Annotated in this window: 9 protein-coding genes, 1 tRNA gene and 1 riboswitch; of the genes, 2 read left to right on the top strand and 8 right to left on the bottom strand. The window is 47.2% G+C overall.

Going from position 1 to position 12,740, the window contains the following annotated elements; all coding sequences use genetic code 11:
- Nucleotide 1: 1 nt before the first annotated feature.
- The 8 genes from ICN48_RS05835 to ICN48_RS05870 all read right to left on the bottom strand — a co-directional run bounded on the left by ICN48_RS05835 (nucleotide 2) and on the right by ICN48_RS05870 (nucleotide 8,190).
- Complete coding sequence (locus ICN48_RS05835) at nucleotides 2-820, bottom strand: thiazole synthase (RefSeq protein ID WP_216152768.1); 819 nt, start codon at nucleotides 818-820, stop codon at nucleotides 2-4.
- A gap of 28 nt (nucleotides 821-848) precedes the next feature.
- Entirely contained in the window at nucleotides 849-1,046 is a 198-nt protein-coding gene (gene thiS, locus ICN48_RS05840; RefSeq protein WP_216152769.1) for a sulfur carrier protein ThiS, read from the bottom strand.
- Entirely contained in the window at nucleotides 1,037-2,188 is a 1,152-nt protein-coding gene (locus ICN48_RS05845) for an FAD-dependent oxidoreductase (RefSeq protein ID WP_255539488.1), read from the bottom strand. Before ICN48_RS05845 ends, thiS begins: the two co-directional genes overlap by 10 nt.
- 28 nt (nucleotides 2,189-2,216) lie before the next feature.
- Nucleotides 2,217-4,157, bottom strand: coding sequence for a phosphomethylpyrimidine synthase ThiC (gene thiC, locus ICN48_RS05850; RefSeq protein ID WP_255539489.1), 1,941 nt, complete (start codon nucleotides 4,155-4,157; stop codon nucleotides 2,217-2,219).
- Between the two features lie 37 nt (nucleotides 4,158-4,194).
- Nucleotides 4,195-4,303: riboswitch (TPP riboswitch) on the bottom strand.
- Nucleotides 4,304-4,387: 84 nt separating this feature from the next.
- Nucleotides 4,388-5,221 (bottom strand): NUDIX hydrolase family protein, encoded by an 834-nt coding sequence (locus ICN48_RS05855; RefSeq protein WP_216152770.1) that lies wholly within the window; start codon nucleotides 5,219-5,221, stop codon nucleotides 4,388-4,390.
- Between the two features lie 224 nt (nucleotides 5,222-5,445).
- A tRNA-Arg gene (locus ICN48_RS05860) sits at nucleotides 5,446-5,520 on the bottom strand.
- A 213-nt stretch (nucleotides 5,521-5,733) separates the two neighbouring features.
- Entirely contained in the window at nucleotides 5,734-6,933 is a 1,200-nt protein-coding gene (locus ICN48_RS05865; protein ID WP_216152771.1) for an MFS transporter, read from the bottom strand.
- 36 nt (nucleotides 6,934-6,969) lie between these two features.
- Entirely contained in the window at nucleotides 6,970-8,190 is a 1,221-nt protein-coding gene (locus ICN48_RS05870) for a CaiB/BaiF CoA-transferase family protein (RefSeq protein WP_216152772.1), read from the bottom strand.
- Between the two features lie 79 nt (nucleotides 8,191-8,269).
- Between ICN48_RS05870 and ICN48_RS05875 the strand changes: the two genes are divergently transcribed.
- Nucleotides 8,270-10,258, top strand: coding sequence for a DNA topoisomerase IV subunit B (locus tag ICN48_RS05875; RefSeq protein WP_216152773.1), 1,989 nt, complete (start codon nucleotides 8,270-8,272; stop codon nucleotides 10,256-10,258).
- A gap of 74 nt (nucleotides 10,259-10,332) precedes the next feature.
- Nucleotides 10,333-12,732: a DNA topoisomerase IV subunit A gene (parC, locus tag ICN48_RS05880; RefSeq protein WP_370624169.1), complete on the top strand. Its 2,400-nt coding sequence runs from the start codon at nucleotides 10,333-10,335 to the stop codon at nucleotides 12,730-12,732.
- The last annotated feature ends 8 nt before the right edge of the window (nucleotides 12,733-12,740 follow it).

Here is a 12,740-nt window from a genome sequence, read left to right on the forward strand (position 1 = left end):
ACTATGATTGGTGCCAAAAAGGCGTGCCCACCAGAGGCGTACTTGCTTGGGCTGACTCTTGGGGTTTCATGGCGCCAGATAAATAGGCTGCACGACCAGCATCAGTAGCCATCGCAAAGGCTTTAGCCATTACTACCGGGTCATCTGCCAAGGCTACTGCAGTATTGAGTAGTACGCCATCAAACCCCCATTCCATGACGGTACAAGCATGTGAAGGGAGGCCCAGGCCAGCATCGACCAAAAGCGGAACCTTGAGGCGATCGCGCAAGAGTTTCATGGCATACGGATTTAAAGGGCCCTGCCCTGTTCCAATTGGTGCAGCCCAAGGCATCACCGCTTGGCAACCCACATCAACCAAACGTTGGCACAAAATCAGATCTTCAGTGCAATACGGTAGTACCTTAAAATCATCCTTGATGAGCGTCTCTGCTGTCTGCACTAAGCGCAAAACATCGGGCTGCAAAGTGTAGTCATCACCAATGAGTTCTAACTTGATCCAATCCGTTTCAAAAACTTCACGCGCCATTTGTGCTGTCGTAATCGCTTCTTGGGGGCTATGACAGCCAGCAGTATTTGGAAGAACTGGAACAGCCATTTTCTTGAGTAAATCCCAAAAGCCACTATGCGCTTGCGCAGTAGACGTTCCCTGGCGACGAAGACTCACAGTAATCATGGCGGGATTAGATGCCTGCACTGCATTCTCTAATATCTGCGGAGACGGGTAGCGTGATGTACCCAATAGCAAGCGACTCGCAAAGCTCTCGCCATAGAGGACAAGCGTATCGGCGCTGTTGAGGCTGCTGGGTAGAGGTGCGTTCATTTCAACTTCATTCTTATATTCATTTAATTCAACCTCCAGTCACTGGGGCAATGACTTCAATGCGATCATTCTCATTTAAAGCAAAGTTTGCATGCTTTGTCTTAGGCACAAAATTCAGATTTACAGCAACAGCGTAAGGTGGCTTTGCATTAATTAAAGCCAATGCATCACTCACCATGCTCTTGCTAGGCAGCTCATAAGCAATTTGATTGACGATTACGCGCATACCACCTCAATACGATTATTGTCTTGAGTAAGGCTCAAGCCTAACTCCAATGCCGTTTTGCTCGTGTCAAATTCTAAAAGCTCCAAGGCGCAATCCAGCACTGCTGGAGAAATCATAAAACCATGGCGATACAAGCCATTGATCAGGATCAAATCAGCAAGTCCTTTATCTTTTTGGGATCTAATTTCTGGAAGATTATTTTTTAAAGTTGGGCGACACTGCGTAGCCATCTCTAAAATACGGGCTTCTGCAAAGCCGCTATGAACTGTGTACACCGCACTCAGTAATTCCATCGCAGAGCGCACACTCATTTCTGACAAATCATCGGATTCAATCTCCGTTGCACCCACCACATAAATATCATTTTCTTTGGGGGCAATGTAGATTGGATAGCGCGGATGTATTAAGCGCGTAGGGCGACGCAGCTTTACTTCTGGAGCGTAGAGTCGAATCACTTCACCACGTACGCCACGCAAGCTATTAGGTGATTCGCCAGAAGACCACGATTCCTTAGCGCCCGTGCCGCGGCAATCAATTACTGCCTTATAGCTTGTCTGTTTACTCAGTTCTGATGGATTGATCTCGGTATGCCAGCGGCAATTTACTTTCTGTAGCTTTAACTCATTAGCGAGGGCATCTAATAATTGGCGATTATCCAATTGACCTTCATTGGGTAAATACAGGCCTTGATTAAACCGATCAGCAACGCCAGGCTCAATTTCTCGTAATGCTTCGTTATTGAGTTTTTGCGGTGCACTTAGTCCAGAATTAGAACGACAGTTTTTTTCTAGATGCGCAGCAAAGCGCTCTGCATCACTAACATCTTGGTGATGCCACAAAATTAAGGTGCCTTCTTGCTGAAAGTAAACCGGAGCAGTCAAACTGGCAATAAGCTCTTTCCAGCGAGGCAGGCTATACAAACCCATGCGAACCACCGAAGCTTCGGTAATGGCTGATTCGGCTAAGGGCGCCAACATTGCTGCAGCAATCCTGGCGGCAGCATGAGCTCCGTCGGGACCCCCCTTATCAAACAGATCAACTTGAGCACCGCCTTTAGCAAGCGCAAGCGCTAGCAGGCGACCCATCAGGCCGCCGCCAACAATCGCATACTTGCTATTGGAGAAGCTCGCGCTAGTCATCATTGCTTATTCGACTTAATGCCCAAATGACTTACTGATAAATTTCACTGCCGCGTTTACGGAACTCAGCTGACATTTCTTCCATGCCCTTAGACGCATCGGTCACCTCAGCAATTGGAATGACTTTAGCTTTGGGGTTGCCATCTGCATCTAGTGTTGCTGCGTAGTCACGAACTTCTTGAGTGATCTTCATAGAGCAGAACTTCGGACCGCACATTGAACAGAAATGAGCAATCTTGGCGCCTTCTGCTGGCAAAGTCGCATCGTGATATTCACGTGCACGCTCAGGATCTAGACCAAGATTAAATTGATCTTCCCAGCGGAACTCGAAGCGAGCCTTAGATAGGGCGTTATCGCGCACTTGCGCGCCAGGTAAACCTTTTGCTAAGTCAGCGCCATGGGCAGCAATCTTATAGGTGATGATGCCTTCGCGCACATCCTCTTTATCCGGCAAGCCTAAGTGTTCTTTTGGTGTGACATAACAAAGCATTGCTGTGCCATACCAACCAATTTGCGCTGCACCGATACCGCTAGTGATGTGGTCATAGCCTGGGGCAATGTCGGTAATCAATGGTCCGAGAGTATAAAAAGGAGCCTCTAAGCAATGCTTCAGCTCTTCAGTCATATTCTCTTCAATACGCTGCATTGGTACGTGACCAGGACCTTCAATCATGACTTGCACATCATGTTTCCAGGCCTTGGCAGTTAATTCACCGAGTGTATGGAGTTCGCCAAACTGAGCGGCATCATTGGAGTCAGCAATACAGCCTGGACGTAAGCCATCACCCAAGCTAAATGACACGTCATAGGCTTTCATGATTTCGCAAATCTCATCAAACTTCGTATAAAGGAAGTTTTCTTTGTGATGAGCCAAGCACCATTTAGCCATGATCGAACCACCACGAGAAACAATGCCGGTAATACGATCAGCCGTTAAGGGTACATAGCGCAGTAAAACACCCGCATGAATAGTGAAGTAATCCACGCCTTGCTCGGCTTGCTCAATCAAAGTATCGCGGAACATTTCCCAAGTAAGGTCTTCTGCAATTCCACCCGTTTTATCTAGAGCTTGATAGATTGGAACGGTACCAATAGGAACGGGAGAGTTACGAATAATCCATTCACGCGTTTCATGAATATGCTTGCCAGTGGAGAGATCCATGATGGTGTCTGCACCCCAACGAATAGACCACACCATCTTTTCTACTTCCTCATTAATCGATGAGGTAACCGCAGAGTTGCCTAAGTTGCCGTTAATCTTCACGCGGAAATTACGGCCAATAATCATCGGCTCTAATTCAGGGTGGTTAATATTGGCCGGAATAATTGCACGGCCCGCAGCAATTTCAGAGCGGACAAACTCGCCAGTAATGATTTCTGGTAAGTTAGCACCGTAGCTTTTGCCTGGGTGCTGCTTAAGAAGCTGCTTATATGCTGGATCTTTACGAAGTTGCTCAAGACCCATGGATTCACGCAGAGCGATGTATTCCATTTCAGGGGTGATGATTCCTTGGCGGGCGTAATACATCTGACTCACGTTATGACCAGATTTGGCTACGCGCGGTGCGCTAATGTGAGCAAAGCGTAAATTTTGTGTAGCCTCGTCTAGAGAGCGAGCAACACCGTATTCAGAAGTAGGGCCGGAAAGTTGTACTGTGTCGTTACGTTCTGCAATCCAAGCATCACGCAGTCTTGGCAAACCTTTTTCAAGATTGATCACAACATCTGGATCGCTGTATGGGCCTGAAGTGTCATAGACCGGTACTGGCGGATTGGCAATCATTTCTTCGCCAACCCGAGTAGGTAGCTGCTCAATCATGCGGATTGGCGCTTTAATATCTGTTCGAGAACCTTGGAGATAAGTTTTTGTCGAGGCTGGATAGGCAAACTTTTGTCCAAAGTCGCGCTCCAAACTTTTTAAACTGGGAATCTCGTGTTTAGCATTTTTAGTTGAGGTGTTGCCTGTACTCATGTCCATCTCCTAGCTGTTTTAGATGGACGAAACCGGGTGTCGGTCTGATGTAACTCCCCACGCCAGCATTACCTGGATCGGGTTATAGGGTCTTTCTCAGCGCCTTCAAGCTAAATCCGCTTTAAAGGGCACCCCTGTTTCATCCTTAACATGGATTTAACCACGAATTGGCTGATTACGGCATGATGCCAGTCAAACAGGAATAAAACGGCTCAATAAGACCAAAAGATCTATTTATTGCGACGCAATATAAAGTCCGCAGTAACAAAAGCAGCATCAGAGGTAAATTCATCGGCCAAGATGCGTGCGGCAGCCTCGGTGAGGGAGATTTCAATAAAACCGCTTACTTCACCATCATGATTGGTTGGTACAAAGTTATCCGCAAGCTCTAAGTCATAAACATAGAGCTGTTCATCATGAAAGCCTCGCCCGATGGATGGTCGGCGCATATGAATACGACCAACAGGCTCGATTTGATCTACAGTTTGTTCGGGCACGCCAGCTTCTTCCCAAAGTTCGCGACGCGCGCTGACCCAGGGCGTCTCATCGGCTGTAATACCGCCGGCAGCTAGGTTATCTAACTTGCCCGGATCGGTAGGCTTAGTTTCACTGCGTCTACCTAACCAAACCGTATTGCCTTGCGTATAGCCATTGATATGCGTTGCCATGCTGCGAAAGCCAAAGGTACGAAACGCAGCGCGTTCCATACGAAAGTACTTGTGACCATTTTGATCAACCCAAGCAAAGTCTTCGTTACGCCAGCCTGGAATAAATCCACCCAACCTCATGCGATTAGCTAATTGATAAAGGCTATTTGATAAATCCCTGGGTTTGCCTAATTGAATGGAGAGTTTGTCATGCCCTATTGAAATCATTGGAATAGATTCCTTGTGCAAAGACTCTTGCAAATAGGGGGTGAAATCAGGACTTAGGTGGCCGATGAGTTGTTCACCTGTTGCACCGCGGGATAAATAAATTGGCAAGTAATCCCCGGGAGCAGAACGCGCCGTGTTTTGGAGCATTTCCTCAAGGGCTGCTAGTGTGCTGGTTGATAGGCTATTCATGGCCCAAGTGTAAGGGAACTTGGCGTTCTGTGCCCTTGTTAATCAATGCTCCTAACACAAAATCTGATAGGAACTAGATTAAATATTCATAAGCAAACACGCAAAATAGTGCAATGCATTCTGCACACAAATTAGGCAAGCTAGGTCATCCTATACAAATCTGTGACTTACGAAAACTTTTGAGGATTTATCCACAAGGCCTGTGGATAAGTTTGAAGAATTTTTGGTCCCGCCGACAGGAATCGAACCTGTATCCCACGCTTAGGAGGCATGTGCACTATCCATTGTGCTACGGCGAGTCGGATGTGAATCTAAAAATATGTTAAGGGGAATTCTAACGAATTACCTATCAAGACCCGTCAAGACCTGCCAAGAGCTACCAACCACAAAGAGCCCAAACCTGATTGGTTACTGCCACCATCATATCGGGTGCAAAGTACATCGAAAAAATAAATAGCAAAACAAAGAAAGCAAATCCATAGGAAATGATGTTCCATGGGAATGATCTTTTCCTAAGCATTGGCTACTCGATGTACTGCTCGTTCTTTTACAGGAAGGTTGACTAGGCAGGCAAAGACACCCAATCCAATTGCAATTTCCCAAACAATTAAATACGAACCTGTCTGATCAAACAAATAACCACCGAGGAAAGCCCCGCAGAAACTTCCCAGCTGATGCGAGAAAAAAATGAGACCCGAAAGCATTGTCAAATACTTCACGCCAAAAATTTGCGCAACGATACCGTTAGTTAATGGAATAGTGGACAGCCATAAGAATCCCATGATGGCTGCAAAGATGTATGTGCTCATCGGCGTTGGGGGCAGCAATAAGAATGCTGTAATAGCAATGGATCGCCCAATATAAATTGCGGATAGCAAATATCGCTTAGGAAAGCGCTGACCCAAGATGCCTGAGCTATAGGTGCCAAAGATATTAAAGAGGCCAATCAAGGCTAGGGCAGTTGTGGCGACAACTGGAGCGCCTACGGCTGGATAACTTGAAGAGAGGTCTTTTAGGTATGGAGCTAGATGAACTGCAATAAACACCACCTGAAAGCCGCAAACAAAATAACCCAAGGTTAAGTAGCGAAAGCTGGGGTTGCTGATGGCTTCTTTTAAAGCCTGCTTGATCGTTTGATCACCCAAATGATGCTTGTGAGTGAAATTCTTCTCACGCAACATAAACGCAGTTGGAATTATCAAACTAGCCATCAATGCCAACATCAGTAGTGCATCTTGAGTGCCAAACATACTGAGCAAACCTTGCTCTGTTGGAATCATGAGGAACTGGCCAAATGAACCGGCAGCTGCAGTAATGCCCATTGCCCAAACCCGTTTTTCTGCCGATACGTTGCGACCTAAGATTCCATAGACCACACTGTAGGTAGTTGCGGTTTGTGCCAAACCAATGAGTAAGCCGCCAGCCAGAGTGAAGTTCATCACATCGGTAGAGATCGCCATGCCCGCCAAACCTAAGGCATACAAAATTCCTCCAGCGACCATGATTTTAAATGCGCCATAACGATCGGCTAACGCGCCAGTGACTGGTTGAACTGCACCCCAAATCAGATTTTGCAGGGCAATAGTCAGCGCAAATGTTTCACGACCCCAGCCATTGGCTGAAGTAATGGGTAAATTGAACAGACCAAAGCCATGACGAATACCCATGGATAGGGTGACCATGAGTCCGCCATAGATGAGGACTTCCTTCATTGAAAGTCCTGCTTTGGAGGTTTGCGTAGTCACAATCTAGATGATTCCCTTGGTACGTAGTTCTTCTATCGCTTGATCATCAAGCTTGAGGCGCTCATGCAAGATCTCTTGGGTATGCTGACCAAGCGTTGGCGGGGCCATCCGAACTTCCGTAGGAGTTTTTGATAGATGCATCGGGCTAGCAACCAATTTCATATTTCCAACAGTGGGGTGAGGAACATCAATCTGTACGCCACGATGAATGACTTGCTCGTTTTCAAAAACTTCTTTGAAGTTATTGATTGGGCCACAAGGAACATTGGCTTTCTCGAGCAGTGCAATCCATTCGCCCTTGGTCATTTTTCGAGTCATCTTCTCCAGAAGGGGGATGAGTTGCTTGCGATGCTCAACACGCAAGGGGTTGGTGACATAGAGTGGGTTATCTGCTAAGTGGGCTTCGCCACCAGCGGTCACAAAATGTCGGAATTGACCATCATTACCGGCACCCACAATCATCCAGCCATCAGAAGTCGGGAAGGTTTGATAGGGAACAATGATCGGAGATGCATTGCCCCAGCGCTTAGGAACTTCGCCTGAAGTCAAATAAGCGCTTGATACATTGGCCATTACGGCTACTTGGGTATCTAACAAGGACATATCGATATATTGGCCTTCTCCGGTGTGGTCGCGATGGACTATGGCAGCCAATATGGCAGTGCTGGCATACATGCCGGTAAAGATATCTGCGATGGCAACACCAGATTTTTGTGGGCTAGCACCTTCAAAATCATGTGCTTCACCTGTCACACTCATGAAACCGCCCATACCTTGGATAATGAAATCGTAGCCAGGACGGTGAGCATAAGGACCAGTTTGTCCAAATCCAGTAATGGAGCAATAGATCAAATTCTCTTTGACCTTTTTGAGGCTTTCATAATCAAGACCGTATTTTGCGAGGTCGCCAACTTTATAGTTTTCAATGACAACATCGGATTCTGCGGCAAGCTTACGAATGAGGTCTTGACCTTCAGGTTTTGCAATATCCACCGTAATAGAGCGTTTATTTCGGTTAATGCAAATAAAATAGGCAGATTCGTCGGTTTCCTTGCCATTTGCGTCTTTGGCAAATGGAGGACCCCAATGACGGGTATCGTCCCCAACCCCAGGCCTCTCGACTTTGATGACATCCGCACCCAAATCGGCGAGATTTTGAGCGCACCAAGGACCAGCCAAGACACGGCTAAGGTCTAAAACGCGAATGTGACTTAAGGCTCCCATCCCCCGATTTTGGCATGGATGACAGGGCTATTCCTGAAAATTTCGGCCTAGGCCTCAGACATGACTACAATTTGCGCGCATGGCTACCCGTAAAACTTCCGAATACAGCGAATCGTCGATTCAGGTCCTAAAAGGACTAGAACCAGTCCGTCAACGGCCTGGAATGTACACCCGTACCGACAATCCACTCCACATCATCCAAGAGGTGCTTGATAACGCATCTGATGAGGCTTTGGGCGGGTTTGGTAAGCAAATCATCGTCACTATGCATGCCGATGGCAGCGTAAGCGTCGAAGACGATGGTCGGGGTATTCCAGTGGGTATGCATCCTACCGAGAAATTGCCGGTAGTCGAAATTGTATTTACCCAGTTGCATGCTGGTGGCAAGTTTGAAAAAGGCACTGGTGGTGCATATGCCTTCTCTGGTGGTTTGCACGGAGTGGGTGTTTCAGTAACCAATGCCTTGTCGAAAAGATTAGAAGTGACTGTTTGGCGTGATGGCCAAATGTCAACATTGACCTTTGCTGATGGCAAGGTGATTGAAAAACTCAAAACGATTGCCTCTTCAAAAGAAGATAAATCGCACGGTACTCGCGTTCGTGCGTGGCCAGACGGTAAGTATTTTGATAGCTCAGTGATCCCAATGCCTGAGCTCATTCGTCTATTGCGTTCTAAGGCAGTGCTATTGCCTGGCGTGAAGGTAACACTGATTCAAGAAAAATCAGGCGACACCCAGACTTGGCAATACGCACAAGGCTTGCGTGGCTATCTGAATGAAGCAATTGCACAAGCCGGCCATGGCGCTGAAGTCATTCCTCCGTTCGAAGGCGAGCAATACGCTACGGGCTCTGGTGATGATGATTCTTTTGCTGAAGGCGAGGGCGCCGCTTGGGTAGTTTGTTGGACAGAAGATGGCGCACCAGTACGCGAGAGTTACGTGAACTTGATTCCAACTCCTGCCGGCGGTACGCATGAAAGTGGTTTGCGTGAAGGCTTATTTAACGCCGTTAAAGGCTTTATTGAGATGCATGCATTGCAACCGAAGGGTGTGAAGTTGATGCCTGAAGACGTATTTGCTCGCGCCTCATTTATTTTGTCTGCAAAGGTTTTGGATCCACAGTTCCAAGGGCAGATTAAAGAGCGTCTTAATTCTCGTGATGCCGTACGTTTGGTTTCTGGATATGTGAAGTCTGCTTTAGAGCTCTGGCTCAATCAGCACGTTGACTACGGTCGTAAGTTAGCTGATTTGGTAATTAAGCAGGCACAAGCGAGAACTCGTGCTGGCCAAAAGGTTGAAAAGAAAAAATCCTCTGGCGTAGCAGTATTACCTGGAAAGCTCACGGATTGTGAGAGTCAAGATATCGGCATGAACGAAATCTTCCTGGTAGAGGGTGATTCCGCAGGGGGCTCAGCCAAGATGGGCCGGAATAAAGAATATCAAGCCATCCTGCCATTACGTGGCAAGGTATTAAACACCTGGGAGGCTGAGCGTGATCGCTTGTTTGCCAACAATGAAGTGCATGACATTGCGGTAGCAATTGGTGTTGATCCTCATGGAGCAAATGACAACCCGGATCTATCTAATCTGCGCTACGGTAAGGTTTGCATTCTGTCTGATGCGGACGTTGATGGTGCACATATTCAGGTATTGCTTTTAACCCTATTCTATAAACATTTCCCGAAACTCATTGAGTTAGGACATATACATATTTCGAGACCGCCCCTGTTCAGGGTTGATGCCCCAGCACGCGGCAAGAAGCCAGCGCAAAAGATTTATGCCTTGGATGCCAATGAGCTCCAAGCGATCGAAGATAAGTTGCGTAAAGATGGCGTGAAAGAAACTGCCTGGCAGATCTCACGCTTTAAGGGCCTAGGAGAAATGAGTGCAGAACAGCTTTGGGACACTACTTTGAATCCCGATACTCGCCGTTTATTGCCCGTAACCTTAGGTGCATGGACTGAAGACGAAACATTTAAAACAATGGATATGTTGATGGGCAAATCTGAATCTGGCGCACGTCGTGACTGGTTGGAAGAGCGCGGCAACGAAGTGGAGGCCGATATCTAATGGCAACTAAAAAGACTCCTGGACAAAATACTCCGGCCGATCAGGCGGATTTATTTGCTAGCCCCATTGATGAAATGGAAGCAGTTGAAGCAACTGAAGCAACTGAAGCAGCTAAGGCCAATCAGGCACCAGCAGTTGCTGCTTCCTCTGGTGGATCAGATAATCATGACCCAAAAACGGTTGATCTAAATGAAGATGGCAAAGACAGCTTAACTCTGGCTGTTTACGCAGAACGTGCATATTTAGATTACGCCATTAGCGTAGTTAAGGGCCGCGCTCTGCCTGATGTATCGGATGGTCAGAAACCTGTGCAGCGCCGCATTCTGTTCTCCATGAGCGAAATGGGTTTGCGTGCCGATGCTAAGCCGGTGAAGAGTGCCCGCGTAGTTGGTGATGTACTCGGTAAGTTCCATCCTCATGGTGACCAATCCGCATACGATGCCTTGGTTCGTTTGGCACAAAGCTTCTCCTTACGCTATCCATTAATTGATGGTCAAGGAAACTTTGGCTCACGTGATGGTGATGGCGCAGCAGCAATGCGTTATACCGAAGCGCGTTTAACCAAGATTGCTGGCTTGCTATTAAGTGAGATTGATGAAGGTACGGTAGATTTTGCGCCGAACTATGACGGCTCATTCCAAGAGCCAAAATTATTACCAGCACGCCTGCCATTTGTTCTGCTGAATGGAGCATCTGGTATTGCCGTTGGTATGGCGACCGAGATTCCGTCACATAATTTACGTGAAGTAGCTACTGCTGCTGTTGCCCTTATGAAGTCTCCGAAAATGAGTACTTCAGAGTTGTTAGAAATCATGCCTGGTCCTGACTATCCAGGCGGTGGTCAAATTATTTCCTCTGCAGCAGAAATCGCTCAGATTTATGAGGCAGGGCGTGGCAGTATCAAGGTACGCGCACGTTGGTCTGTCGAGGAATTAGCTCGTGGTCAATGGCAAATTGTGGTTAATGAATTGCCGCCTGCAACCTCCTCACAGCGTGTCTTGCAGGAAATTGAAGAGATCACCAATCCTAAGGTCAAGGTCGGTAAAAAGACTCTCACTCCTGAGCAAAATAATCTCAAATCAACCATTCTGAATGTGCTTGATGGCGTGCGAGATGAGTCTAGTAAAGATGCCGCAGTACGTTTGGTATTTGAGCCTAAGAGCAAGAATATTGATGTCAATGAGTTCGTAAATCTCTTGTTAGCGCACACCTCGCTAGAGTCCAATGCGCCAATGAACTTGGTGATGATCGGCAATGATGGTCGCCCACGTCAAAAAGGTTTAAAAGAAATCCTCTCAGAGTGGGTTGCATTTAGGGTTGCTACGGTGACTCGTAGAACGCAACATCGCTTAGGCAAGGTTAGAGACCGTATGCATATTTTGGAAGGGCGTTTAATCGTTCTTCTCAATATTGATAAGGTCATCAAGATTATCCGCAATAGCGATGACCCTAAAGCCGATCTGATTAAAGAATTCAAACTCAGCGATCGTCAGGCTGAAGATATTCTGGATATCCGTTTACGTCAGTTGGCTCGCTTGGAAGGTATCAAGATTGAGCAAGAACTTAAAGAGCTCAAAGCAGAACGTGATGATCTAGAGGGTTTATTACAAAGCGATACCGTACTGCGCAAGCGCATCATTAAAGAGATCGAATCTGATATGAAGGATTTTGGCGATTATCGCCGTACCCTCATTCAGGAAGGCAAACGCGCTGTAGCGGAGACCAAAATCATTGATGAGCCAGTCACAGTGATTGTTTCTCAAAAGGGTTGGGTACGTGTTCGCCAAGGGCATGAGCATGATGCAACTCAGTTTGCCTTCAAGGCAGGCGATGCTTTATATGCGACCTTTGAAGTGAGGACTGTAGACGTCATTCAGGGCTTTGGCAGTGACGGACGTGTGTACACAGTGCCCGTCAGCGAATTACCAGGTGCTCGCGGGGATGGCTCTCCATTGACCAGCTTCGTTAACTTGGCTGCTGGCTCTCAGATGGTTGCGTATTACGCTGGCCAGTCTGATGATTTGGTATTGCTCTCTACAAAAGCGGGCTTTGGTTTCTTAGCCAACGTTGCTGATATGACTACGCGTAACAAGGCGGGTAAATCATTCTTAAGTATGGATGCCAAGGTTCCTGGCGATGCACCTTTGGGTGCTGCCAAGGTTAAAGTCGGCATGAAGCAAGTTGCTTGTTTATCTGAGGCCTCTAAATTATTAGTATTCCCATTGGATGAGCTCAAACGTTTGCCAACAGGCGGTAAGGGCGTAATCCTGATGGGCTTGGACGAAAAAGAACATTTAGCTTCAGCTATTGCGGTTGGACCAGACGGCGCCACTTATTCAGGCGCAGGACGTGCTGGCAAGCCTACTGAACTGAGTTTGGATGCGAAAACCTTGAAGTCATTTGCAGGTAACCGTGCACGCAAGGGCCACTTTGTTGAGCCGCGCTTAAAAGACGGCAAGCTAACAGCAAACTAAGTAAGGTA

It is taken from the genome of Polynucleobacter sp. JS-Safj-400b-B2 (assembly GCF_018881975.1).
Lineage (GTDB): Bacteria > Pseudomonadota > Gammaproteobacteria > Burkholderiales > Burkholderiaceae > Polynucleobacter.

Excerpts from the sequence above, each read along its gene's own strand:
- ICN48_RS05835 (WP_216152768.1), bottom strand. The coding sequence starts at position 820 with ATGAACGCACCTCTACCCAGCAGCCTCAACAGCGCCGATACGCTTGTC.
- thiS (WP_216152769.1), bottom strand. The coding sequence starts at position 1,046 with ATGCGCGTAATCGTCAATCAAATTGCTTATGAGCTGCCTAGCAAGAGC.
- ICN48_RS05845 (WP_255539488.1), bottom strand. The coding sequence starts at position 2,188 with ATGATGACTAGCGCGAGCTTCTCCAATAGCAAGTATGCGATTGTTGGC.
- thiC (WP_255539489.1), bottom strand. The coding sequence starts at position 4,157 with ATGAGTACAGGCAACACCTCAACTAAAAATGCTAAACACGAGATTCCC.
- ICN48_RS05855 (WP_216152770.1), bottom strand. The coding sequence starts at position 5,221 with ATGAATAGCCTATCAACCAGCACACTAGCAGCCCTTGAGGAAATGCTC.
- ICN48_RS05865 (WP_216152771.1), bottom strand. The coding sequence starts at position 6,933 with ATGAAGGAAGTCCTCATCTATGGCGGACTCATGGTCACCCTATCCATG.
- ICN48_RS05870 (WP_216152772.1), bottom strand. The coding sequence starts at position 8,190 with ATGGGAGCCTTAAGTCACATTCGCGTTTTAGACCTTAGCCGTGTCTTG.
- ICN48_RS05875 (WP_216152773.1), top strand. The coding sequence starts at position 8,270 with ATGGCTACCCGTAAAACTTCCGAATACAGCGAATCGTCGATTCAGGTC.
- parC (WP_370624169.1), top strand. The coding sequence starts at position 10,333 with ATGGAAGCAGTTGAAGCAACTGAAGCAACTGAAGCAGCTAAGGCCAAT.